This window comes from Amycolatopsis tucumanensis (assembly GCF_021654135.1).
GTDB classification, from domain to species: Bacteria; Actinomycetota; Actinomycetes; order Mycobacteriales; family Pseudonocardiaceae; genus Amycolatopsis_E; species Amycolatopsis_E tucumanensis.
The window spans coordinates 38,357-60,813 of the sequence record NZ_JAKGSD010000044.1 but is presented as its reverse complement, the minus strand read 5'-3'; the positions used below and the strand labels follow the sequence as shown (position 1 = coordinate 60,813).

Annotated in this window: 21 protein-coding genes and 2 pseudogenes; 17 read left to right on the top strand and 6 right to left on the bottom strand. The window is 69.2% G+C overall.

Annotation, left to right across the window (positions count from 1 at the left end; genetic code table 11):
- The first annotated feature begins 14 nt into the window (after positions 1-14).
- Genes L2C96_RS32595 through L2C96_RS45240 form a run of 9 tightly spaced genes read left to right on the top strand, consistent with a single transcriptional unit; the run spans position 15 to position 10,497 of the window.
- Entirely contained in the window at positions 15-1,289 is a 1,275-nt protein-coding gene (locus tag L2C96_RS32595; protein ID WP_237338939.1) for an MFS transporter, read from the top strand.
- 29 nt (positions 1,290-1,318) lie between these two features.
- On the top strand, positions 1,319-2,989 hold the full coding sequence (locus L2C96_RS32590; protein ID WP_237338938.1) for a GMC oxidoreductase: 1,671 nt from the start codon (positions 1,319-1,321) through the stop codon (positions 2,987-2,989).
- A 12-nt stretch (positions 2,990-3,001) separates the two neighbouring features.
- Positions 3,002-3,466 carry a C-glycoside deglycosidase beta subunit domain-containing protein gene (locus L2C96_RS32585; RefSeq protein WP_027929335.1) on the top strand — a complete coding sequence of 155 codons (465 nt, stop codon included), beginning with the start codon at positions 3,002-3,004 and terminating at the stop codon, positions 3,464-3,466.
- Positions 3,466-4,590 carry an IolE/MocC family protein gene (locus L2C96_RS32580; RefSeq protein ID WP_237338937.1) on the top strand — a complete coding sequence of 375 codons (1,125 nt, stop codon included), beginning with the start codon at positions 3,466-3,468 and terminating at the stop codon, positions 4,588-4,590. Before L2C96_RS32585 ends, L2C96_RS32580 begins: the two co-directional genes overlap by 1 nt.
- Positions 4,587-5,756 (top strand): lactonase family protein, encoded by a 1,170-nt coding sequence (locus tag L2C96_RS32575; RefSeq protein ID WP_237338936.1) that lies wholly within the window; start codon positions 4,587-4,589, stop codon positions 5,754-5,756. Before L2C96_RS32580 ends, L2C96_RS32575 begins: the two co-directional genes overlap by 4 nt.
- Positions 5,753-6,835, top strand: coding sequence for a Gfo/Idh/MocA family protein (locus L2C96_RS32570; RefSeq protein ID WP_237338935.1), 1,083 nt, complete (start codon positions 5,753-5,755; stop codon positions 6,833-6,835). The genes L2C96_RS32575 and L2C96_RS32570 overlap by 4 nt, the downstream gene beginning before the upstream one ends.
- Positions 6,832-7,839 carry a sugar phosphate isomerase/epimerase family protein gene (locus tag L2C96_RS32565; protein WP_237338934.1) on the top strand — a complete coding sequence of 336 codons (1,008 nt, stop codon included), beginning with the start codon at positions 6,832-6,834 and terminating at the stop codon, positions 7,837-7,839. The genes L2C96_RS32570 and L2C96_RS32565 overlap by 4 nt, the downstream gene beginning before the upstream one ends.
- Entirely contained in the window at positions 7,836-9,017 is a 1,182-nt protein-coding gene (gene pabB / locus L2C96_RS32560; RefSeq protein ID WP_237338933.1) for an aminodeoxychorismate synthase component I, read from the top strand. The genes L2C96_RS32565 and pabB overlap by 4 nt, the downstream gene beginning before the upstream one ends.
- 7 nt (positions 9,018-9,024) lie before the next feature.
- Entirely contained in the window at positions 9,025-10,497 is a 1,473-nt protein-coding gene (locus L2C96_RS45240; RefSeq protein WP_237338932.1) for a HEPN domain-containing protein, read from the top strand.
- A gap of 34 nt (positions 10,498-10,531) precedes the next feature.
- Here the strand turns inward: L2C96_RS45240 and L2C96_RS32550 are convergent, their stop codons facing one another.
- The gene (locus L2C96_RS32550) at positions 10,532-10,774 is read right to left on the bottom strand and encodes a hypothetical protein (RefSeq protein WP_237338931.1); all 243 of its coding nucleotides are present in this window, start codon (positions 10,772-10,774) and stop codon (positions 10,532-10,534) included.
- 178 nt (positions 10,775-10,952) lie between these two features.
- Here L2C96_RS32550 and L2C96_RS45395 point away from each other — a divergent pair.
- Positions 10,953-11,114 (top strand): annotated as a pseudogene (locus L2C96_RS45395) (acyl-CoA dehydrogenase family protein); the annotation flags it as partial.
- Positions 11,115-11,185: 71 nt separating this feature from the next.
- Here L2C96_RS45395 and L2C96_RS32540 read toward each other — a convergent pair.
- Positions 11,186-11,647, bottom strand: coding sequence for a DUF8821 family protein (locus L2C96_RS32540; protein ID WP_237338930.1), 462 nt, complete (start codon positions 11,645-11,647; stop codon positions 11,186-11,188).
- Positions 11,648-12,201: 554 nt separating this feature from the next.
- Here L2C96_RS32540 and L2C96_RS32535 point away from each other — a divergent pair.
- The 3 genes and pseudogenes from L2C96_RS32535 to L2C96_RS32525 form a co-directional block, all read left to right on the top strand.
- Positions 12,202-12,663: pseudogene (locus L2C96_RS32535) on the top strand ((2Fe-2S)-binding protein); the annotation flags it as partial.
- A gap of 356 nt (positions 12,664-13,019) precedes the next feature.
- Positions 13,020-13,676 carry a DUF1326 domain-containing protein gene (locus L2C96_RS32530; protein WP_237338929.1) on the top strand — a complete coding sequence of 219 codons (657 nt, stop codon included), beginning with the start codon at positions 13,020-13,022 and terminating at the stop codon, positions 13,674-13,676.
- On the top strand, positions 13,652-14,485 hold the full coding sequence (locus L2C96_RS32525; protein WP_372491290.1) for a DUF2182 domain-containing protein: 834 nt from the start codon (positions 13,652-13,654) through the stop codon (positions 14,483-14,485). The genes L2C96_RS32530 and L2C96_RS32525 overlap by 25 nt, the downstream gene beginning before the upstream one ends.
- Here L2C96_RS32525 and L2C96_RS32520 read toward each other — a convergent pair.
- Together L2C96_RS32520 and L2C96_RS32515 are read right to left on the bottom strand one after the other, a co-directional pair.
- Positions 14,482-15,021 carry an MmyB family transcriptional regulator gene (locus tag L2C96_RS32520; protein WP_237338927.1) on the bottom strand — a complete coding sequence of 180 codons (540 nt, stop codon included), beginning with the start codon at positions 15,019-15,021 and terminating at the stop codon, positions 14,482-14,484. The two genes, L2C96_RS32525 and L2C96_RS32520, sit on opposite strands and share 4 nt — an antisense overlap.
- Positions 15,018-15,383: a helix-turn-helix domain-containing protein gene (locus tag L2C96_RS32515; RefSeq protein ID WP_237338926.1), complete on the bottom strand. Its 366-nt coding sequence runs from the start codon at positions 15,381-15,383 to the stop codon at positions 15,018-15,020. Before L2C96_RS32515 ends, L2C96_RS32520 begins: the two co-directional genes overlap by 4 nt.
- 103 nt (positions 15,384-15,486) lie before the next feature.
- Here L2C96_RS32515 and L2C96_RS32510 point away from each other — a divergent pair, with 103 nt between their 5' ends.
- On the top strand, positions 15,487-16,440 hold the full coding sequence (locus tag L2C96_RS32510) for an aldo/keto reductase (protein ID WP_237338925.1): 954 nt from the start codon (positions 15,487-15,489) through the stop codon (positions 16,438-16,440).
- 40 nt (positions 16,441-16,480) lie between these two features.
- Here the strand turns inward: L2C96_RS32510 and L2C96_RS32505 are convergent, their stop codons facing one another.
- Together L2C96_RS32505 and L2C96_RS32500 are read right to left on the bottom strand one after the other, a co-directional pair.
- Positions 16,481-17,788 carry an MFS transporter gene (locus tag L2C96_RS32505; RefSeq protein WP_123686460.1) on the bottom strand — a complete coding sequence of 436 codons (1,308 nt, stop codon included), beginning with the start codon at positions 17,786-17,788 and terminating at the stop codon, positions 16,481-16,483.
- Between the two features lie 34 nt (positions 17,789-17,822).
- Positions 17,823-20,132 carry a cytochrome P450/oxidoreductase gene (locus L2C96_RS32500; protein ID WP_237338924.1) on the bottom strand — a complete coding sequence of 770 codons (2,310 nt, stop codon included), beginning with the start codon at positions 20,130-20,132 and terminating at the stop codon, positions 17,823-17,825.
- 135 nt (positions 20,133-20,267) lie between these two features.
- Between L2C96_RS32500 and L2C96_RS32495 the strand changes: the two genes are divergently transcribed.
- The 3 genes from L2C96_RS32495 to L2C96_RS32485 all read left to right on the top strand — a co-directional run bounded on the left by L2C96_RS32495 (position 20,268) and on the right by L2C96_RS32485 (position 22,419).
- Entirely contained in the window at positions 20,268-20,930 is a 663-nt protein-coding gene (locus L2C96_RS32495; protein ID WP_237338923.1) for an IclR family transcriptional regulator, read from the top strand.
- A gap of 161 nt (positions 20,931-21,091) precedes the next feature.
- The gene (locus L2C96_RS32490) at positions 21,092-21,520 is read left to right on the top strand and encodes a carboxymuconolactone decarboxylase family protein (protein WP_027929349.1); all 429 of its coding nucleotides are present in this window, start codon (positions 21,092-21,094) and stop codon (positions 21,518-21,520) included.
- Positions 21,517-22,419: an NAD(P)-dependent oxidoreductase gene (locus L2C96_RS32485; RefSeq protein ID WP_237338922.1), complete on the top strand. Its 903-nt coding sequence runs from the start codon at positions 21,517-21,519 to the stop codon at positions 22,417-22,419. The genes L2C96_RS32490 and L2C96_RS32485 overlap by 4 nt, the downstream gene beginning before the upstream one ends.
- The last annotated feature ends 38 nt before the right edge of the window (positions 22,420-22,457 follow it).

Sequence of the window (22,457 nt, the reverse complement as noted above, 5' to 3'; positions counted from 1 at the left end):
TTCAAAGGATCTCAATGATGAGAACACCAACGCTGCCGGTGACCGCTCCAGGCAGCGGCTCCAAGATCGTCTTCGCCCGCCTGACCCTGATGATGCTGCTGGAGTTCGTCGTCTTCGGCTCCTGGTTCGCCACGCTGGGCCTGGTCCTGGCGACCTACGGGCTGCCGACGATCATCGGCACCGCCTACTCGCTGGCCGCTGTCGCGGCCATCGCGTCGCCGATGTTCCTGGGCGCGATCGGGGACCGGTTCCTCGCTGCGCAGAAGAGTCTCGGACTGGCCCACCTCGCCGGCGGTGTGGTCATGCTGTTCCTGCCCACCGTGGTGGAATCCGGCAACGGTGGGCTCGCCCTCGCGCTCATCTTCGTCTACTGCCTGTTCTTCCAGCCGACGCTGGGGCTGGCGAACGCGATCGGTTTTCGGCATCTCGGCGCCAACCAGCGGTGGTTCCCCTACATCCGGGTCTTCGGCACCTTCGGCTGGGTCATCGCCGGGTTCGGCGTCGGGGCCCTCGGGCTGTCGGCGTCGGTGGGCATGTTCTACGTGACCGCGATCGTGAGCTTCCTGTTCGGCCTGTACTCGTTCACCCTGCCTGCCACGGCACCGGCCGCGAAGGGGGTCCGGTTCTCGATCGGTGACGTGATCGGGTCCAAGGCGTTCGCGATGTTCCGGCACCGCAACTTCACCGTGCTGATCATCTGCGCTCTGCTCACCTCGATCTCGCTCGGGGTCTACAACACCTACGCATCGCCGTTCCTCGGCGCGCTCGGCATCGGCAACGTGGCCGGCGTTCTGGCCATCGGGCAGGCGGCCGAGGTGCTGTTCATCGTCACGATTCCCTTCGTGCTCAAGCACATCGGGATGAAGTGGGCCCTGCTGATTGGCATTGTGACGTGGGGCGTCCGGTTCGGCGTGTTCATCGCGGCCGCCGGCGACCACTGGCTGGCCATCGTGGCGGTGGCACTGCAGGGCATCTGCAACGACTTCTTCCTGGTTCTCGCGGCGATGTACATCGGCGAGATCGCCCCGGCGGAACTCGCGAACCAGGCGCAGACCATGTTGATCGCGGTCGTGTCGGGCTTCGGGCAGCTCATCGGGGCGCTCGTGTCCGGCGAGATCTACGACTCGGTCGTGGCCTCCGATCCGTCGGCGGGCCCGGCGGTGTGGACTCCGATGTGGATCGTGCCGATCGTGAGCGCGGTGATCACCGCGATCATCTGGGCGAGCTTCTTCCGCCACGGCCGCAAGGACAAACCCGTGCCGTTCGTTTCCGCCGCGACGGCGGGCTGAACCACGCATTCGTCAAGGAACGGAACTTCATGAGCACCACATCGAACAAGCGCTACGACGCCCTCGTCGTCGGCTCCGGCGCCGCGGGCAGCATCGCGGTCAAGGAGCTCACCGAACGCGGGATGGACGTCCTGCTGCTCGAAGCCGGACGCGACATCACCGAGGCCGACTTCGTCCCGCAGCCCCCGAAACCGCCGGCGGCGATGAGCATCGACCTGGGCGCGCGCCTGCGTGCGGTGCTCAAGGGACAGTACATCCAGTCGCGGCGCGCGATGTTCCAGGAACAGAAGAACCCGTTCCTCGTCAACGACCTCAAGCATCCCTACGCCACCGAAGGCGGGGACTTCCTGTGGATCCGCGGTCAGCAACTGGGCGGACGCCTGCACGCCTACGGGCGCGTCCTGCTGCGGGCCTCCGACCACGAGTTCAAGGGCGCCGGCATGGGCCTCGGTGGCGAGGACTGGCCGATCTCCTACGCCGATCTCGCGCCCTACTACGACCGGATCGAGGAGTTCATCGGCCTGTACGGGACCGACGAGGGCATCCCGAACCTGCCGGACGGCAAGTACCGTGGCACGTCCTTGTTGACCGAGGCCGAAAAGCACTTCAAGAGCACGGTTGAGGCCCGCTGGCCGGGCCGGCGCGTGGTGCCCTGGCGGTACGCGGCGCCCAACCCGCACCGGGTTCCGCTGGGCATCGTGGCCGCCAGGGCGACCGGCCGACTGATCACCCGCACTGACGCGATCGTGCGTCGCGTGACGCTCGATCCGAAGACCGGGCGGGCCGACGGCGTCGTGTTCGTCGACCGGCACACCAAGAAGGAACACCGCGCCCACGCCGACGTCGTGGTGCTCTGCGCCTCCACTATCGAGTCGGTGCGGCTGCTGCTCAACTCCGCCACCGACGGCCACCCGGACGGGCTCGCGAACTCCTCAGGCCTGCTCGGCCGCTACTTCATGGACCAGACCCCGAGCCTGCTGTTCGGCCACGACCCGCACCACCCCGGCTTCGAGACGATCGACCCGGCCCCGCCGGATCCCTACTACCCGCCCGTCGGCGGCGTCTACATCCCGCGGTTCGACAATGTCGAGAAGATCACCAACCCCCGGTTCGCGCACGGCTGGGCGGTGCAGGGCACCATCGGCAGGCTGCCCGTGCCCGACGGCAATCCCGGCACAGTCGGGCTCATGGGCTTCGGCGAAATGCTGCCCTACCGGGACAACCGGATCACCCTGCACCCACGGCGCAAGGACGCCTGGGGAATTCCGATCCCGCGGATCCGGCTCGGCATCACCGACAACGAGCGCGCCCTGATGCGGGCGCAGGTCGCGGGCCTGCGCGAAATGGCCGAGGCCAGCGGCTTCCGGGTCAACTTCGCCGGATCGGCGCTGGGGCTGGACTCGCGCAAGGTGTGGCCGGACGCCGACCCGCTCAGCCGGGCGATCTTCCGCCTCGGCTTCAAGAAGAGCCTGGCGATGGGCGCCGCCATCCACGAGTGCGGTGGCGCGCGCATGGGTTCAGACCCGAAGACCTCGGTCCTCAACGCCTACAACCAGACCTGGGACGTGCCCAACCTGTTCGTCACCGACGCCAGTTCCTACGTCACCAACGGTGCCGTTGGACCGACCCTGACGATCATGGCCCTCACCGCCAGGGCCTGCGAGTACATCGCCGAGCAGCACGCCACCGGCGCACTGTAGAGGAGGCAACCCGTGTTCGAGAACTTCCTCATCCGCGAGGACAGCCTGCGCAACGACCGCCGCGACGGCGAGGTGGTCGGTTTCTCCCTGGCCGTCCGCAACGCCAACTACCGCGGCGTGTACCTGTCCCTGCACAACGGCTACTACCTCGAAGTCGACGGCGTCGAATACCCGGTCAGCGCCCAGACCTTCGAAATCAACGGCAGACCCCCGCGCGGCTTCGACGAGATCCGCACCGCGGTGTGGGAGCACTGGGACTACGACGACGAAGGCATCCTGCACGTCACCGCACCCGGCGGCCTGGCTCCCGGGAAGCACGAGATCCGGTTCCAGCAGTCGGTCCTGGCCGCCTATGGGTACCAGCCCACCGACGAGGAATGGGTGGCCAACCCGCCCAAGCCCGGCTCCGGGGCCGGCTCGGACAAGGCGCCGCAGATCATGACCTACACCCTGATCCTGAACGAGGAGGAGAACTGATGGCCATCAAACGCGGCGTGTCGCTCTACAGCTACCAGCAGGCCCAGTTCTTCAAGGAACTCGATCTGCACGCCGAGATCCGCGAGGTCGGGCAGAACCTCGACGGCGCCGACGGCATCGAGATCGTCGACGAGATGTCCCTGCGCTACCCCGACCCGGGCGAGGCGTTCGTGCGCCAGTGGTTCGAGTGGATGCAGATCTACGGCACCCGGCCGGTCGCGATGGACGTCGGCATGGACGTGCTGCAGTTCCGCGACCACGTCATGACCATCGAGGAGTGCGCCGACCGGCTCCGCCACGACCTCCGGCTCGCCCAGCGGCTCGGGCTCGCCAACGTGCGCGTCCTGTCGGTCGTACCGATCGACGTGCTCACCGCCGCGCTCCCGCTGGCCGAGGAGCTGGACATCCGCCTCGGCAAGGAGATCCACCAGCCGATGCCGCTGGAAGGCAAGCAGGTCGGCGAGATCCTCGACGTCATCGAGCGCACCGGCACCCGCCACCTCGGCATCGTGCCCGACCTCGGCATTTTCCAGTTCCGCCCGTCCGAGGTGCAGCTGGCGTGGTTCGGCCGCCGCGGGGCACAGGCCTCGGCCCGCGATGCCGCGGTCGACCTGGCCGACCAGCTGCACCGGCACGAGGCGCCGTTCGGGTTCGTCGACCTGTCTTTCAGCACCGCCGGCAACCTGCGCAGCGACTTCCGCCGGTTCCTCACCACGGGCGAGTGCGACCCCGCGTTCACCGACACCTTCCACGGCCTGCGCAAGTACACCGAGGAGCGTGTCGAGAACCCGCAGGAGATCGACTACACCGTCGTCGCCGAGGCCATCATGCTCTCCGACACCAAGGCCGACACGCTGCGCGAACTCGCTCCGCACGTCACCCACGTCCACGGCAAGTTCAACAACATGTCGCCCGTACCCGGGCAACCCGGCCGGTTCCAGGAGCTGTCCATCGACTACGAGGCAGCGATCGGCGCGCTCAAGGCCGGCGGGTTCGACGGCTACATCAACTCCGAATACGAGGGGCAGCGCTACTTCCAGGACGGCGGCCGCGAAGACCTCGCCGACGAGGTGGACCAGGTCCGCCGCCACCAGGAAATGCTGGGAAGGCTGCTGGCGGCATGAAACTGGTGGCCTACATCGGTTCCTACCGCGACGAGTCCGGCGACGGCGGCGGCATCACCGTGCTCGCCGTGAGCCGGGACGGGCGGTCCCTGACCCCGGTGAGCCAGGTGCCCGAGCCCAGGGAAGCCGGTTACCTCGCCTACCTGGACGGAACCCTGTACGCGGTCGACGAACGCAAGACCGACGGCCGGGGACCGGTCGAACCAGCGGCGAGCGTGCACGCGTTCGCCGCCGACCCGCGCGACGGCAGCCTGACCTGGCTGAACTCGAGGCTCGCGCCCGGACCCCGGCCCACTTTCCTGAGCACGGACGGGCAGGTGCTGGTCACGGCCAACCACGGCGACTTCGACCACGTCGAACACGTGGTGCGCACCCCCGGCGGCGGGTGGACCGTCGAGTACCTCTACGACGACTCCACTGTCATCCTGTATGAGCTGGGAGGCGACGGGCGCCTCGGGGAGATCCGGGACCTGCACGTTCTGACCGGGCACGGCACGGACCCCAACAGCTCGGCCCAGGCGGGCGGGCACGGGCAGGCGAGCCCGCACGCCCACTGCGCCGTCATCGACCCTTCCGGACGCCACGTGCTCGTGTGCGACAAGGGCACGGACCGGATCCTGGTCTTCGCCCTCGGCGACACCCTGAACCTGAAGCGCACCTACACCTTCGAGGACGAGACCGGGCCACGACACCTGGCCTTCGAGCCCGGCACCGGCCGGGCGTTCGTCACCTGCGAGTTCTCCTCCGAGCTGGCGTCGTTCGCCTTCGACGCGGCGTCGGGGGAACTGCGACTGCTGGATCGCGTGCCGACCGTGGCGTCCGGCTACCGGGGCCGCAACGAACCGGCGGAGGTCCGTGTCCACCCCCGCGGCGGACACGTCTACGTCAACAACCGCGGCGAGGACTCGCTGGCGTGGTTCCGAGCCGACCGCGAGGGACGACTGCTCCGGCTCGGGCACGTCCCGCTGGCGCGTTCGGTCCACCCCGGTCTCGCGGCGCGCAGCTTCGCGTTCGACCCCACCGGCACCTTCCTCCTGCTGGCCGACCGGCCGGCGGGACTGGTCCGGTCCTTCGCCGTCGACGCCGAGGACGGCCAGGTCCGTCCACTCGCGACGGTCGCCGTCGCCGAGCCGTCGTTCGTCGCGTTCGCGGAGGTGACCGGATGAACGTGGTCATCCTGGGCACCGGCATGATCGGCGAAGTCCACCGCAGGGCCGCCCTCATGGCAGGAGCACGGATCATCGGTGCGATGGCCTCCACGCCGCGGCGCTCGGAGGAGGCCGCTTCGCGGTGGGGCACCGAACCCGTCCGCTCCCTCGACGAACTGGCCGGGCTGGCACCCGATGTGGTGCACGTGTGCAGTCCCAACAGCCTCCACGCCGATCACGTCGAAGCGGCCATCGATGCGGGCGCGCACGTCATGTGCGAGAAGCCGCTCGCCGTCGGCAGCGACGTCACCGAACGCCTGACGCGTCTGGCCGAGGACCGCGGCAAGGTCGCGACCGTGCCCTTCGTGTACCGGTTCCACCCACTGGTGCGGGAGATCCGGGCGCGGGTCACGGCGGGCGAGTTCGGGCGCTGGCAACTGCTGCACGGCAGCTACCTGCAGGACTGGCTGCTGTCACCGGAGGCCACCAGCTGGCGCGTCGACTCCGCGGCCGGCGGGCCGTCGCGCGCCTTCGCCGACATCGGCTCGCACTGGTGCGACCTAATGGAGTTCGTGACCGGCGAACGCATCGCGACCGTCCTCGCGGCCATGACCACGACCGTTCCGGAGCGCCCGGTCGGCAGCTCGGTGCGCGCCGTGGACACCGAGGACGCGGCGACGGTGCTGTTCACCACGCGCTCGGGTGTCCTCGGCTCCGTCACCGTCTCGCAGGTGTCCGCAGGCCGGAAGAACAGGCTGTGGTTCGAGTTCGACGGACAGCACCGCTCCGCGGTCTTCGACCAGGAGAACCCGGAGACGGCCTGGCTCGGCTCGCAAGCCTCGGCGGAAGTCCTCGCGCGGGGCGCCGTCCCCGCCTCGGCCGAGCACCGCAGGTTGTCCACACTGCCGCCCGGCCATCCGCAGGGTTACGCGCAGTGCTTCGACAACTTCGTCGCCGACACCTACGGGGTCATCCACGGCGAGAAGCGCGACGGCCTGCCCACCTTCGCCGACGGGAACCGCTCGGCGCACATCGTCGACGCCGTCGTCGAATCGGCACGAACCGGGCGGTGGACCCCGGTGCAGGAGGAATCATGAACCAGCCGGTCACGCTGTTCACCGGGCAATGGGCCGACCTGCCCCTGGACGAGGTGGCGAAGCTCGCCGCCGGATGGGGCTACGACGGGCTCGAACTCGCCTGCTCCGGCGACCACCTCGACGTCTGGCGCGCGGCCGAGGACGCGGACTACCTGGACAGCCGGCGCCGCATCCTCGACCAGCACGGGCTGAAACTGTTCGCCATCTCCAACCACCTCACCGGACAGGCCGTCTGCGACGACCCCATCGACTTCCGGCACGAAGCGATTGTCCGGCCACGCGTGTGGGGTGACGGGGACGCCGAAGGCGTGCGGCGGCGGGCCGCGGAGGAGATGCGGCTGACCGCGCAGGTCGCCCGCAAGCTCGGCGTCGACACCGTCGTCGGGTTCACCGGTTCGAAGATCTGGCCCTACGTCGCGATGTTCCCGCCTGTCCCGGAGTCCGTCATCGATGCCGGCTACGAGGACTTCGCGCGCCGCTGGAACCCCATCCTCGACGTGTTCGACAGCGAAGGCGTCCGCTTCGCCCACGAAGTCCACCCCAGCGAAATCGCCTACGACCACTGGTCCAGCGTGCGCACTCTCGACGCCGTCGACCACCGCTCGGCGTTCGGGTTCAACTGGGACCCCTCGCACATGATGTGGCAGAACATCGACCCGGTCGGCTTCATCTGGGACTTCCGCGACCGCATCTACCACGTCGACTGCAAGGACACCCGCCTCCGCCCACCTCACGGCCGAGCCGGAGTCCTCGGCTCGCACCTGCCCTGCGGCGACCCGCGCCGCGGATGGGACTTCGTCTCCACCGGCCACGGCGACGTCCCCTGGGAAGACGCCTTCCGGACCCTGCGCGCCATCGGCTACACCGGCCCGATCTCGATCGAATGGGAAGACGCCGGCATGGACCGCCACCAGGGCGCCGCCGAAGCCCTCGCCTTCGTGCGCTCGCTGCTGTGGCAGCCCCCGTCCGCGCGCTTCGACGCGGCCTTCAGTCACCGCGAGTGAGTTCCTGGGGAAGGTTCGACGACCTGCGGGCAGGCACCGCCCTGCGCTTCCCGCAGGTCGCCCGCGAGCTCGTGGCTACCCGGCCGGACGACGTACCGGCCGTGCTGGCCGAGGTCGAGGCCGCGTCCCATCGCGGATGGTGGGCGTTCGGGTTCCTCAGCTACGAGGCAGCCGCGGGACTGGGCCCTGCCATGCCCGCGCATGACCCGGTGGAGGGCTTGCCACTGGCGTGGTTCGGACTGGCCGCGGCGCCCGAACGTGTCGAGGTCCAAGAACCCGCGGAGGCTGTCGGCTATCAACTGGGGGAATGGCGCTACGACTGGAGCCCTGCCGAGCACGCTCTCGCCGTCGACACTGTTCGCCGGCACATCGCCGCAGGCGAGACCTACCAATGCAATCTGACGACGCGCGTCCGCGCCCAGTTCGACGGTGACGCCGTTCCGCTCTACGCCCACCTCGTGAATGGCCAGGCAGCGTCCTACAACGCCTACCTCGATATCGGTCCGTTCGCGATCGCCAGCGCGAGCCCTGAGCTGTTCTTCGAAATCCGCTCAGGCCGGCTGTCGATGCGGCCGATGAAGGGCACCGCGCCGCGAGGCCGCTCTCCTGCGGAGGACCGGCGGATACTCGCTCGGCTGCGAGGCAGTGAGAAGGAACGAGCGGAAAACATCATGATCGTGGACCTGATCCGCAACGACATGGCCAGGCTGGCCGTACCGGGAGGTGTGTCCGTGACCGCGTTGTGCAGTGCCGAGCAGTACCCGACCGTGCACCAGCTCACCTCCGAGGTCACCGCGCGCCTGCGACCAGAGGTTGGCCTCACGGAGGTCTTTCGCGCGCTGTTCCCGTGCGGTTCTGTGACAGGCGCACCCAAGCTGCGCACCATGGAAATCATCCGCGACCTCGAACCCGGCCCTCGCGGCGTCTACTGCGGAACAATCGGAGTGGTCGCTCCGGCCGGTTCCTCTGTCCGGGCGCGCTTCAGTGTCGCTATCCGCACAGCTGTCGCAGATCGCTCCGCGCATTACGTGACCTACGGCACAGGGGGTGGCATCACGTGGGACTCCGATCCTGGCGCCGAGTACGCCGAGCTACAGGCGAAAGCCGCCATCCTGATCGGCGTCCGAAGAAGCAACTCAGGAACTCGGGGAGCTGATCACAACCGAGCGTCGGCATAATGCTGGCGTGAGCGACCACTCTGATCTTCGTGCTGCCTGTCGCGTATTCGTTGCGTCGGCGTTCGCTGCGCTCGCAGCCGAGCACGTGATACCTGCGCCGCGCTACCACGCGTACATGGCCGTTGGTCGCGATTACTTTGGCGACAGCATCATGCCGCTCGCCGAGTTCACCGCGTTGGAGGCGCTGCTGAACAAGCGCTACTCCGAGCGCTTCGCCGATCCACTCAGACGTGAGCATGCCGAGTTTGCCAACACGTATATCTTCGGCCTACTGGAAGCATGCATCATTCGCTGCGCACAAGCCGGGGACTTCACTCCGAGCGGGCCGACGGTCGAGGGTGTCATCGACGAACTGCTCGCCGTCTTGGGAACCAGCACCCGCGAACTGGTCTGCGCCCGGCACGTCTCCCATCTCACCACCGCGAGTGGCAACGAGATCCGAATTGGCGACATCGCGATCATTCCCCAGCCCGAGGACTCCTACAGGTTTCTGGCCGACCGAATTTGCCGAGAGATCCCCGGCGCACCTCGTGCCTGGAACCGCGACCTGCCGCATTCCTACGACCCTCCGCACGCACTGCTGATCATTCGTGGAACCACCGACACCGTCAACCCGTATGTCGCCCGGGACCGGCTGTCGGCCAAACTGGAGAGGTTTCTCCTGCTTGCGCGGTTGATGACCGCCGGCACGGTTCAGTCGGGCTACGAAGTAAGCGGGATGACAACGCTGATCGCGTGCATGGACCCGCAGATCTACGTGTCGGGCAAGGGCCTGCTCGACACCTTGGTCCGCCGCACCGTGCGGTTGACCGGCGACGAGGCAGCGGTCTTCGCCGCGGTCAGCAACATGATCGACACCGTCGACATCAAGCGGGATGGCATCGTCGCGACCTCGTTTGACGTCGCCCTCGGCAAGTACAACCAGTCCCATAACACCGGCAGCCCCTACGAACATCTGGTCGACCTGGCCACGGCATTAGAAGGTGTTCTCATCGGTGCCGAGAACGAGGGCGAAGGATTGACCCTCCGCCTGTGCACCAGAGCCGCCGCGCTCCTGGCGAGGGACGACGACCCGGCAGCCGCGGTCTTCAACGACGTCAAAGAGCTGTACGGCCTGCGATCAAAACTTGTCCACGGCGGTCAGATCGCCGAAAAGGACCTGCGGAAGGTTTTCACCCGCGTCTCAACCGTGCCCGCCGACGACGCCGAACACCGATTTGGCCTGGCCCTCGCTTATGCTGTCGACCGGATGCGCGACCTCGTTCGGCGCGCCATCCTGGCGCGCCTTTGTCTCGCCGAACAGCACAACCCCATTTGGCCGTTCACCGGACGCGCCGCCGTCGACGCTCTCCTCGCTGACGATCACCAACGGGAGACATGGCGAAGTCACTGGCACACACGCCTAGCCTCGCTTGGAGCCGACTATGCCGGCGGCAAACCCCGCGCGGCCGTCGACACCATCTCGCAGGAGGACCGATAGACGACGGCAAGCGCGGATTCCGCACGGCTCGGTATCAACTCGCTACTGAATCGACGCGAGTTCGCCGTTCCGCCTGTTCCTCCCTGAGCGCGGACACCAGCAACCGCGAACGCGCTGCCCCGATACGCAAGCGCTTCCCCAGCGTCTCGGCTGAGATCGGCCGTCGATACAGCGCCCAATGGTGGGCATCCTCCTGTATGGCCCGCTCCACCAGACCAGCATCGTCAATGCGCTCAAGCATCGAGTCGTCGGTGACCGTTCGCGTTTCGTGGAACATCGGCTGCCACCTTCCCGCGCCACTCCGGGTGCCGGCGATCCACCCCCAGCACGACCCCTCGGCGGTGCGGGCTCCGAGCGTGGGAAGGTTCGGTGCCGAGCCGAGACCGATTGTCGTCGCGCAGGTCTGACGCGCTCGAGGTGAAATGGAGGAAGAAGTACGGTGCGATGATCCGGCTCTCGACCAGTGCGTCCAGATGCACAGCGGCGCGCTGGAGCGCGGCCACGTGATCGAGCACCTCTACCGCGACGTCCGCGTGCCGCGCATATAGGAGGGCGCCTCCGAGGTGCAGCGCTCCATCATCGCCCGCGAACTGTTCAAGGAAAGGAACTCCCGATGACGCCTTTCCGCACATCTCCCTCATTGGCGCTTCACCAGAGTGGCCGTCGCGCCGCGCCACCCGTGAGGGGGTCAGTACTCGTTCTTGATGACGAAGTACGAGCCGCGGATGGTGCCGGCCAGCTTTGATTTCTGCCGAGCGAACTTGAAGGACGAGAGTTCGGTGGGGATGTCCATCCCGTCGGAGAGCTTGAACCCGACGGCGCGTTTCCCGCTGTCCTCGATGGTGTACAGCACGTTGACCGACAGCCCGTTCTCGTAGAAGACATAGGCCCATCGGATGCCGTCGACGTCGAAAGCGGTCGCCTCGAGCGGAGGGGAGGCGATGACGATGCCGCGTTCCTCCTCGAGGATCCGGTGCACCCAGCCGATCGTGTCCCTGGCGTCGTCCGCGGGCTTGACGGTGAAAACGTGGCCGTACTTGTTCTTGAAGTAGCGGGCCTCGTTCGCCCGCAGACCGGCCAGCGCCTCCGCGACGGGCGACGTTTCGAGCCCGATGGTCGATACGGTGTCGAAGTCCACGACATAGGGCATGCGATTCCTCCGCGTGTCTGTCCGGCGGAGTCCGACATCGTTCCACCGGAGTCGGGCTCAGCCTATCCCCGTTTCGACATCACAGCGGCGTCTAGTCCGCGGGCGAGGCGGCTGCGCAAGTTCGATGTGGACGCGGTGCGGTGCGGCGGGACATCCGGGACGACCGGCCGGGGGTGCGGGGTGGTACCGCAGGCGCGCCCCGCACATCAACTTCAAGCTCCACCTGAGCAACGCCGATGTCCTGACCAGCGAGTTCTCCCTCGACGAGGACGTCACGGATTAGATGATCTACCGCAGACCGCCCTTTCGGCACGTCCTGGAGTTGCACTTCTGTCGCTCCGACGGCAAACGCTGGGACAGTGCCTCTGGGGCCTGCGACTTGGGCTTCCGTGGCTGCGCCAGGGCGGGGTTCGCAGTCGGCTTCACGTCAGGTCATGGCTGCCGACGCTGCATCGGATCCCACGTAGGTGTCGCCCTGGCGCACCGTTCTGAGGCGAGACTGGGTCGCTGTATACCCCCGCACCGACTGAGAAAAGCCACAACGTGCCGCCACCGTCGACGGCGCCCGTCACCAGCTCGACGTCGAACCGCGGCGCACGCCGGCCGACGCCCTGCGCGACGATCTCGGACTGACCGGCACCCATCTCGGCTGCGAGCACGGGGTCTGCGGCGCGTGCACCGTGCTCGTCGACGGCAAACCGGTGCGGGCGTGCCTGATGTTCGCGGTGCAGGCCGACGGCCTCGCTCATCACCGTCGAAGGCATGGCGGGGGAGGACGGGACGCTGCATCCGCTGCAGGAGGCGTTCGCCACTCATCACGGGCTGCAGTGCGGGTTCTGCACGCCGGGGATGCTGATGTCCGCCGTGGATCTCCTGCACCGGGAGGAACGCCCGTGCCGGCCCGGATCCGCGAGGAGCTCTCCGGCAACATCTGCCGCTGCACCGGCTATGTCGGCATCGTCGACGCAGTGGAGGCGGCGGCGGACGAGATGAGCGCGGGTTCCGGGCCGGCATGAGCGCTTTCGGCGTTCTGGCCGACATCGGGGGTCCTTCGCTTCCTCAGCGACGATCGGTTCACGCTGGGCCTGGGCCCGTTGCGGGACGACAGCGGCCCCATCGGACAGGTCGCGACGGCGGAATGCCTCGCGGGGGAGGTGATCGGCCGGTGGATGGGGGTCGCATGGCCGCCATCGAACCGCGCGGCCTCGCTACCCCGCCACAGCGCTCAGCCACATCGCGGGCGTGCTCGCGCTGCGTGTCAAGAACAGTCGATCCGTCGCGGGCCCGCGCGAATGGTTTTCGCCGGCCGGCGTTGCTTGTTCGGCCGGGTAGTGGGAGGGACACTGGGCTGATTCCCGGAGGGAGGATGGCGATGACCGGTTCTTCCGTGCAGCCGTGGAGCTTGCGGGGAGTGTGGTTCGACGCGTGCAAGTGCACGATCCCGTGCCCGTGTTCCTTCGCCCAGCCGCCGACCTACGGTGACTGCGACGGTGTCCTCCTGTGGCACGTGCGCGAGGGGCGGTACGGCGAGACCCGCTTGGACGGGTTGAACGTCGTGATGCTGGCGTCCTTCGTGGGCAACGTGTGGGGCGATCACAGCGACGCCTACGGCGCCGTGTTCCTGGACGAGCGAGCCGACGAGGCCCAGCGCGGCGCCCTGCAGATGATCTTCGGCGGCCAGGCGGGCGGCTGGCCCGCCCAGTTCAACGAGATGTTCGGGGGTGAGATGCGCGGCATGGAGTTCGCCGCCATCGACGCCTCCATCGCCGAGGACTACTCCGACTGGAGCGTCAGCATCCCCGGCAAGGCGACCGCGCGGGTCGAGGCCCTGACGGGGCCCACCAGCGGGTCGGGCGCCCGGGTGGAGGTCCACAACCTGCCCGGCGCCGAGGTGGGCCCGGGGCAACCGCCGGCGGTGTGGGGCCGGGTCACCGAGGAGTCCGCCGACGCGTTCGGCTTCCGCTGGGAGCGCAGCGGCAACTCCAGCAAACTCATCCCGTTCGAGTGGAGCGGACCGGACGCGGCATGACCCCGCGGCCGGGCCGGGAGGTCGCTTCGCACGCGGTTTCGGTGCGGCGGTGGTCGCGAACCGAGGCCGCGCTGGTGGTCGTGCTGCTGGTGCTCGCCGCGCTGGCCTGGGTTTTGACGAGCAGGCTCGCGACCGCGGACATGCGCATGGGGGTCCTGACCGGCGGGCCCGCGATGGACGACATGGCCGGCGCGATGCGGCCGTGGCCCGGGGAAGCGGCGCTGTTCCTCGGGGTGTGGGTCGTGATGATGGCGGCGATGATGCTGCCGAGCGTCGTGCCGTTCAGCCTGGGCATGCGCCGCCTGCTGCGCAGCCGGGGACTGCGTGGCCACGGCCTGTTCGCCGGCTACTTCCTCGTGTGGGCGGTGGCGGGGATCGGGGCGTTCGCGTTCGTGCAAGGCCTGGAGGGGGCCATGACCGGGCCCAGCACCACCGCCGTGCGGGCCGGGGGAGTGGTGCTGCTGGTCGCCGGCGTGTACCAGCTGACCCCGTTGAAGCGGGTGTGCCTGAGGCACTGCCGGTCGCCGATGGCGCTGCTCCTCGAACACAGCGAGACGGCGATGCGCGGCCGTTTCGGTGTCCTGCGGGTGGGGGTGAGCCACGGCGGGTACTGCCTGGGCTGCTGCTGGGCGCTGATGGCGGTGCTGCTGGCCGCCGGGATGATGAACCTGGTCTGGATGGCCGTGTTCGCGGCCGTCGTCGCCCTGGAAAAGGTCACCCGCCACGGCGAACTGATCAGCCGCGTGGTCGGCGGCCTGCTCCTCGCCACGGCGATCGTCCTGCTGGCCCAGCCGGCCCTGTTGACCTAGGTGTGGCGGGTGGGCTCCGCCGTCCGGGATCGGGTGGCCGCCCAGCTGGCGAGGAGCTTGAGCCGGTCTTCGGATGCGGTGCCGGGTTCGGCCGTGTAGATGATCAGGTCGTGCACGGCCCGCCCGGACAGCGGCAGATCGAGGGACTGGAAGGTCAGGTCCAGGTGGCCGACTTCGGGGTGCCGGAGCCGTTTGACGCCGTCGTGGCGCATCAGGACGTCGTGCGCGGCCCAGTGGCCGCGAAACTCCGGGCTGAGGGTGGACAGCTCGCCGACGAGTTCGCGCAGTGCCCGGTCACGGGGCTCGCGCCCGGCCTCGGCGCGCAGCAGGGCGGCGGTGGCGGCTCCGGCGGCGTCCCAGTCGACGAAGAAATCCCGCGCACCGGGGTCGAGGAAGATGTAGCGGGCAAGGTTGGGGCGGCCGCGCCGGTCGGCGGTGGCGCTGTCGAACATCGGCGCGAGCAGGGCACGGGCCAGGGGATTGCCGGCGACGACGTCCGTACGGCCGTTGCGCACGAACGCCGAGGACATCGTCATCGAGTCGAGCAGCCACTGGACCCGGGGCGGGATCTCACGTCCCGGCGCCGCGACGGCGTGCGGCTCTGCTGCCGCGACGACCGGGCCAGGTCGAACAGGTAGGTGCGTTCGTCGTCGTCCAGTCGCAGGGCACGGGCGACCGCGTCGAGGACGTCCTCGGACACGCCGCCGATGTGGCCCTTCTCCAGCCGCGTGTACCACTCGGTGCTCACCCCGGCGAGGACGGCGACCTCTTCGCGCCGCAGCCCGGGGACCCGGCGTCGGGCGCTGGTCGGCAGGCCGGCCTGCGCGGGCGTGATCCTGGCGCGCCTGCTGACCAGGAAGTCCCGGATCTCGCCGCGGTTTCCGGGCTGGGGGTCCATGTTCTTCAGGGTAGCCACTGGTCACGGCGCGAAGGGGGGTTGAGGCGGTACCCCCCATGAACGCGACCTGCTGCGGCGGCGGCCCTGGGGGTTTGCTGGAGACATGACGAGCGAGAAATTGACGGTGCCGGCGGTGGCGCTGGGCACGTGGGCCTGGGGAGACAGCGGCGAGGCGGGCGAGGGCTACTTCGGCAGTGAGCTGACCGCGTCCGGGCTGCGCGAGGTCGTCGACAAGGCGCAGTCGAACGGGTTCACGCTGTGGGACACCGCGGCGGTGTACGGCATGGGCCGTTCGGAGACGGTCCTCGCCCGGGCGCTCAAGGGCTACGACCGCGGCGAGTACCAGCTGTCCACGAAGTTCACCCCGCAGATCGCCGGCGACGGCGACGATCCGGTCGCGGACATGTTGGAGCAGAGCCTCGACCGGCTGGGCACCGACTACGTGGACCTGTACTGGATCCACAACCCCGCAGACGTGGCCCGGTGGACGCCGCTGCTGATCCCGCTGCTGGAAAGCGGCCGGATCAAGCACGTCGGCGTCTCGAACCACAACCTGGCCGAGATCGCCCTGGCCGACCGGATCCTCGGCGAGGCCGGTTTCCGCGTGGAGGCGGTCCAGAACCACTACAGCCTGCTATACCGCGGCTCCGAGCGCGCGGGCATCGTCGACCACTGCCGCGAGCACGACGTGCGGTTCTTCTCCTACATGGTCCTCGAACAAGGCGCGCTGACCGGCAGGTACAGCCCGGCGAACCCGTTGCCGGCGGGCAGCAGCCGAGCGGCCGTGTACAACGGCATCCTGCCGCAGCTGCGGGCGCTGACGGACAGGATGACGGCGATCGGTGCGGACCGTGGCGCCTCCGCCGCCGACATTGCCACCGCCTGGGCCCTCGCGAAGGGGACCACCCCGATCATCGGGGTCACGAAGGCGGCTCACCTCGACGGGCTGGTCCGGGCGCACGGCATCGAGCTCGCCGGCGAGGAGATCGCGGAGCTGGAGGCGCTGGCGGATGCCGCGGACGTCGACACGCGCGGCAGCTGGGAGCACGCCATGTAGCAGCGGGTGCGGCCCGGGCCCGGGCCGCACCCGCGCACACTCAGCCGACGCGGTCGAGGTCCACGCCCTTCGTTTCACGGCTGGTCGCCACCGCGAGCACGGTGATCGCCATGGTGAGCACGAGGTAGCCGATCACCGCGCCGACGCCGACGCTGTTGATCAGCCACACCGCGATCAGCGGTGCCGGCGCCCCGGCGATGATCGACGAGCCCTGGAACACCAGCGACGAGCCGGCGTAGCGGTAGCGGGTCGGGAACAGCTCGGTGATCCACGCGGCCTCCGGACCGGCGAGCATGCCGTGGAACAGCGCACCGGCGCAGACACCGAGCCACAGCATCGGCACGCTCGCGGTCTGGACCATCCAGAAGAACACCGGCGCCCAGACCACCAGCGCGATGGCGGGCACGAGCATCGCGATCTTGCGGCCGACCCGGTCGGACCACGCGCCGCCGCCGATCATGCCCGCGAACTGGCACACCGATGCGAACGTCACCGCCAGCACCACATCGCCGCGCTGGTACCCGAACGACGTCGTGGCGTAGGCGATGACGAAGACGGTGTAGATGTAGAACGCGATGTTCTCACCGAGCCGCATCCCGAGACCGTGCAGGACCGCGCGGGGCCGGGCCAGCGCTTCGAGCACGCTCGACCTGTGCGCGGCCTTGCGCTCGGCACCGGCCCGGGCGGCCTGGAACACCGGCGATTCCTCGACGCTGCGCCGGATCCAGAACCCGATCACCAGCAGCGGCACCGCGACCAGGAACGCCACGCGCCAGCCCCACGCGTCGAAGGCGTCACCGGGGAACAGGCCGCCGAGGACGGTGACCACGACGGTCGCCAGCACCGTGCCCAGCGGCGCGCCGGCCTGTGGCCACGAGGCCCAGAACCCGCGGCGCCTCGGCTCGCCATACTCGCTGACCATGAGCACCGCGGCCCCGAACTCGCCGCCCAATGCGAAACCCTGCGTCATGCGCAGCACGACCAGCAGCAGCGTCGCCCAGATGCCGATCTGGTGGTAGGTCGGCAGCAGCCCGATCGCCGCGGTCGAGGTGCCGAGCAGCAGGAACGTGGTCACCAGCATGGGTTTGCGGCCGAACTTGTCGCCGAGGTGCCCGAACACGATGCCGCCGAGGGGCCGCGCGACGAACCCGAGCCCCTGGGTGGCGAGCGCGAGGAGCAGCTGCACGATCCCGCTGCCGCCGGGGAAGAACAGCGGGCCCAGCACGGTCGCGGCGAGCACGCCGTAGATCGCGAAGTCGTACCACTCCAGCACCGAGCCGGCCATCCCGCCCGCGAGCACGCGCCGGAAGCTGGTGGCGGGCTGAGCCTGCTGCACCGTTGACGTCATTGTCAGTTCCTTTCGAATGTCCACAAAGGAGTTGTCAGAGCCGGAGGGTGATCCGGTCGCCGCAGGCCCGCGAGCAGCAGGTCATCATCCTGGTGCCGGCGGCCCGTTCGGCCTTGGTGAGGACCACGTCGCGGTGGTCGACCTCGCCGTCGAGGACGGGCACTTCGCACGTGCCGCACAGGCCTTCCTCGCAGTCGCTGGGCACGTCGACGCCGGCGGCGCGCAGTGCGGCGAGCACGGTCTGGTCCGCGGCGACGCGCACCGTGAGCCCGGAGTCGGCGAGGTCGACGTCGAAGCCGTGTTCCACGGCGGGATCGAGCACCTGCTGGGTGGTGGTGAAGTGCTCGACGTGCAGCGCGTCGTCCGGCCAGTGCGCGCTCGCCTCGGCCAGCGCGTCGAGCAGGCGTTCCGGCCCGCAGGCGTAGATCTGCGTGCCTTCCGCCGGGTTCGCGAGCAACGCGGCGACGTCGAGGCGCGTCCCGTCCGCGCTGGTGTGGACGTGCAGGCGGTCGCCGTGGTCACGACGGCACCGGTCGAGCAGGGCCATCGCGGTGGTGTCGCGGCCGCAGTAGTGCAGTTCGTAGCTGCCGCCGGCGGCCTTGACGTGGTCGGCCATCGCGATGATCGGGGTGATCCCGATGCCGCCCGCGACGAACACGTAGTGGCGGGCGGTGGGGTCGAGGCGGAAGTGGTTGCGCGGTCCCCGCAGCGACAGCGTGGTGCCGGGGCGGAGGTTTTCGTGCACGTAGCGGGAACCGCCGCGGCTGTCCGGGTCCTTGAGCACGGCGATGCGGTAGGTGCCGGCCTCGGCGGGGTCGCCGCACAGCGAGTACTGCCGGGACAGCTCGCCGAGCTGCAGGTCGACGTGCGCGCCCGGGGACCACCTTGGCAGGGGTTTGCCGTCGGTGGCGGCCAGGGCCACCTCGACGACGTCCTCGGCCGCGCGCTCGACCGACACGACGGTCACCGTCCGGGCCACGCCGCGCTTGGACGGTTCCCCGATCCGCACCGGGCGGCGCAGCTCGGCGATCGACGGGTCGGCCCGTTCCGGGTTGGCGGCGGGATCCCACTGCACCCACAGGTGTTCCGGGCCGCGGAAGGAGGTGTTGGGGACGTAGGTGAACTCCTGGTCCGGCACGAGTTCCAGGTGCGGCAGCCTGCGGGTGAGTTCATCGAGGAAGATCTGCAGTTCCATGCGGGCCAGGTTCTTGCCGAGGCACTGGTGGCTGCCGTAGCCGAAGGTCAGGTGGTCGGTGGCGTTGTCGCGGCGGAGGTCGACCTCGTCGGGGTGGTCGAAGTGCCGTTCGTCGCGGTTGGCCGAGGAGTTGACGATGAGCAGCTTGGCGCCGCGCGGGATCGGGACCCCGCCGACCGTGGTGTCCCGGGTGACCAGCCTGCGCCACGCCGCGACCGAACCCGAGTGCCGCAGGCATTCCTCCACGGCGTGCGGGATCAGGCCCGGGTCGGCGCAGATCTCCTCCCACACCGAGCGGTTCTCCAGCAGCAGCTTGATGGCGTTGGCGGCGGCGTTGGCCGTGGTCTCGTGGGCGGCGACGATGCCGGCCATCATGATCGAGTGCAGGTAGGAGTCGGTGATGACGTCGGGGTGCTCCCGCTGCGCGCGGATGCTGTAGGGGATCCAGCCGTGCCCGGACGGGTCCTGGCGCAGTTTGTCCAGCACGGTTCCGGCGTACTGCCAGAACTTGCCGACGTTCTCGGCGACGGCGACCTGCTCCTCGGGTGAGGGCCTGCCCCAGGTGTTGACGGTGTGCGCGATGGAGTACTCCCGCAGGGTCGCCATGTCCTCCTCGGGAACGCCGAGGAAGTGCAGCGCCACGGTGAGCGGGACCTCCCACAACATCTCGTCGACGAGGTCGGCCTTGCCCGCGTCGACGAATCGGTCGACGTACTCGCGCGTCAGTCGCCGGACCATCGGCTCGTGGTGGACGAGCTGCTCCGGGGTGAACGGGTGCATCAGGACCCGCCTGCGGGGCATGTGTTCCGGCTCGTCCTCGTTCACCAGCGTGCGGTCCATCGCGTAGCCGTACTTCGCCAGCGTCGCGGTGGCCTCGGCGGAGACCGGGGTGATCTTCTCCAGCGCGATCGAGGGCGAGAACGTCGTGTTGTCGCGGAAGACGGCCTTGACGTCGTCGTAGCGGGTGACGACCCAGTAGCCCAGGCGCGGGCTGTAGAACACCGGCTCCTCGTCGCGGGACCAGCGCACCGCGGCGGGCGGGTCGGCCTGGTACTCGGGGCCGAACGGGTCGAAGGCGCTTGCCCGGGGCGAGACCGGGCAGCCGGCCGCCGCCGCTGCGTGATCGACCGGGCACGACCCTGTGCTCATGCTGTTCACCTCGTGTTTTACTGATAACGCACATGTTGTTGCGGTGAGCGAACCGCGGTGTAGCGTAAGTGGGGCACGGGGAGGCGTCAAGGTCCGCCGGTAGAGTCGGGCCGGGATCGACAGCGGAGGGGCGGCATGAGCACGTTGCAGACGCTCGACCGCGGGCTGCGGGCGTTGGAGGTCGTGGCGGAGTCACCGTCGGGCATTTCGGTCGCCGACCTGGCGCGCGAACTCGACGTGCACCGGGCGATCTGCTACCGCATCGTCGCCACGCTGGAAGGTCATCGGCTGGTGTCCCGCACGGGGGACGGGCGGGTGCGGCTGGCGTCCGGGCTGGCGACGCTGGCGGCGAAGTTCGAGCCACACTTCAACCAGGACGCGCTGCCGCTGCTGAAGGAACTGGCCAACCGCACGTCGGCGACGGCGTTCCTGTCCGCGGCGGAGGGCAGCGAGTGCGTGGTGGCGATGGTCGCCGAACCCGAGGGCACTGTGCTGACGGTCGGCTACCGGGTCGGCAGCAGGCACCCGCTCACGCAGGGCGCGGCCGGCCTCGCGATCCTCGCCGCCCGGCCGGAAGAACCCGGTGAGCCGGACGCGGTGCGTCAGGCCCGCCAGGACGGCTACAGCCTGACGCGCGGCCAGCTGGAGCGCGGCGCGGTCGGCCTCGCCGCCGGCATCCGGGCCGGCACGCTGGAACGCAGCGTCGGCGTGGTCGCGATCGACGGCCTCGACACCGGCCTCGCGGCCACCGAGGTGATGGCGACCGCGCGGCGGATCGAGCAGTTGCTCACGGCCTGAGTCGTCGTGGGCGTCAGACGCCGGGGGCCGCGAGCGGACACCGCTCGCGGCCCTCGTGCTTGGTGAAGCCGGTCAGTTGTCTTAAGGCGGCCCGGCGGTCAACCACACTTGATAATCGAGTATTATCGTATTACGGTTGTGGATCGACGAAGGGAGCCAACGTGACGGCTGTTCAAGATCCGCAGCGCTACATCGACGACATGGCCCGCGAGCGGGGCTACGTCCTCGACTACCACAAGGTGATGGCCAAACACGACTTCGGCGTGCTGCAGGCGGCCAACGGACTCGTCGGCGCGGCATACCTCGACCAGCGGGCGCTGGACCGCAAGACGAAGGAACTGATCTTCATCGTCAGCCTCACGGTGATGCGCGCGGCGAAGGGGCACATCCAGAGCCACATCAAGGTCGCGCTCGACCTGGGGGTCACTGCGCGGGAGATCCTCGAGGCGATCGAGATCAGCCTGCCCGAGGCCGGGGTCGTGGCCTTCCAGGCCGGCTTCGAGGCCTGGTGCGAGGTCGTGGGCGCGGACGGTCTGGAACCGACCGTGGAGGCCTTCCACGCGGGCGACGGGAAAGCAGGGCGGTCATGACGGACGCCGTCACCTTCGTCGGTCTGGGCACCATGGGGCAGCCCATGGTCCGCAATCTCGCCCGATCCGTGCCGGTATCGGTCTTCGATGCCAACCCCGATGCGGTCCAGGCGGCCGCCCGCAACGACGGTGTGACGGCATTGGCCGGTCTCGCCGACGGATCCGGCGCGGACGTCGTGATCCTCATGCTGCCCAGCAGCGCGGTCGTCGAGCGTGTTCTCGGTGATCCGGGTGACCCCGGGAGCTTCGCGGGACGCTTGCGTCCGGGCACGCTCGTCGTCGACATGGGCTCGTCGGTGCCGCGGGTGACTCAGGAGCTGGCCACGCGGCTCCGCGAGCGCGAAGTGGCGATGGTCGACGCGCCGGTCTCCGGTGGCCCGCGCAAGGCCGCGACCGCCGAGCTGACGATCATGGCCGGCGGACGGGCCGAAGACTACGAGCGGGCGCTTCCGCTGCTGCGCGCGATGGGCACGTCGGTCACGCACGTCGGCCCCGCAGGCTCGGCGCACGCGCTGAAGGCGCTCAACAACCTGCTGTCGGCCATCGGCCTGGTCGGGGCGCTCGAGGTGCTCACCGTGGGAACCAAGTTCGGTCTGGACCCCCGGACCATGCTCGACGTCATCAACTCCTCCACCGGCCGCAACCAGTCGACCGAGGTCAAGATCGGGCCGGAGGTGCTGGACGGGCGGTTCCAGGTCGGGTTCTCGCTCCCGTTGACCGTGAAGGACATCACCACCGCCCTGGACCTGTCGACCTCGCTGGGGCTGTCGCCGGAGGTGTCGCGAGCCTGTGTCCGGTTCTGCCAGGCCGCGCTGGCCGGTCTCGGCGAAGAGAACCCGGACCAGTCCGAGATCGCCCGTTACCTGGCGAAGGTGACCGGCGTCGACCTGACCCGCTGACAGCACACGCCCCGCTTGCCGCCCGCGATGCCGGTATT

What these genes read in the sequence shown, in the direction of transcription:
- L2C96_RS32575 (WP_237338936.1), top strand. Translation starts at nt 4,587, where the DNA reads ATGAAACTGGTGGCCTACATCGGTTCCTACCGCGACGAGTCCGGCGAC.
- L2C96_RS32495 (WP_237338923.1), top strand. Translation starts at nt 20,268, where the DNA reads ATGAGCACGTTGCAGACGCTCGACCGCGGGCTGCGGGCGTTGGAGGTC.
- L2C96_RS32595 (WP_237338939.1), top strand. Translation starts at nt 15, where the DNA reads ATGATGAGAACACCAACGCTGCCGGTGACCGCTCCAGGCAGCGGCTCC.
- L2C96_RS32500 (WP_237338924.1), bottom strand. Translation starts at nt 20,132, where the DNA reads ATGAGCACAGGGTCGTGCCCGGTCGATCACGCAGCGGCGGCGGCCGGC.
- L2C96_RS32590 (WP_237338938.1), top strand. Translation starts at nt 1,319, where the DNA reads ATGAGCACCACATCGAACAAGCGCTACGACGCCCTCGTCGTCGGCTCC.
- L2C96_RS32485 (WP_237338922.1), top strand. Translation starts at nt 21,517, where the DNA reads ATGACGGACGCCGTCACCTTCGTCGGTCTGGGCACCATGGGGCAGCCC.
- L2C96_RS32510 (WP_237338925.1), top strand. Translation starts at nt 15,487, where the DNA reads ATGACGAGCGAGAAATTGACGGTGCCGGCGGTGGCGCTGGGCACGTGG.
- L2C96_RS32570 (WP_237338935.1), top strand. Translation starts at nt 5,753, where the DNA reads ATGAACGTGGTCATCCTGGGCACCGGCATGATCGGCGAAGTCCACCGC.
- L2C96_RS32550 (WP_237338931.1), bottom strand. Translation starts at nt 10,774, where the DNA reads ATGTTCCACGAAACGCGAACGGTCACCGACGACTCGATGCTTGAGCGC.
- L2C96_RS32530 (WP_237338929.1), top strand. Translation starts at nt 13,020, where the DNA reads ATGACCGGTTCTTCCGTGCAGCCGTGGAGCTTGCGGGGAGTGTGGTTC.
- L2C96_RS32515 (WP_237338926.1), bottom strand. Translation starts at nt 15,383, where the DNA reads ATGGACCCCCAGCCCGGAAACCGCGGCGAGATCCGGGACTTCCTGGTC.
- L2C96_RS32505 (WP_123686460.1), bottom strand. Translation starts at nt 17,788, where the DNA reads ATGACGTCAACGGTGCAGCAGGCTCAGCCCGCCACCAGCTTCCGGCGC.
- L2C96_RS32580 (WP_237338937.1), top strand. Translation starts at nt 3,466, where the DNA reads ATGGCCATCAAACGCGGCGTGTCGCTCTACAGCTACCAGCAGGCCCAG.
- L2C96_RS32520 (WP_237338927.1), bottom strand. Translation starts at nt 15,021, where the DNA reads ATGACGATGTCCTCGGCGTTCGTGCGCAACGGCCGTACGGACGTCGTC.
- L2C96_RS32565 (WP_237338934.1), top strand. Translation starts at nt 6,832, where the DNA reads ATGAACCAGCCGGTCACGCTGTTCACCGGGCAATGGGCCGACCTGCCC.
- L2C96_RS32540 (WP_237338930.1), bottom strand. Translation starts at nt 11,647, where the DNA reads ATGCCCTATGTCGTGGACTTCGACACCGTATCGACCATCGGGCTCGAA.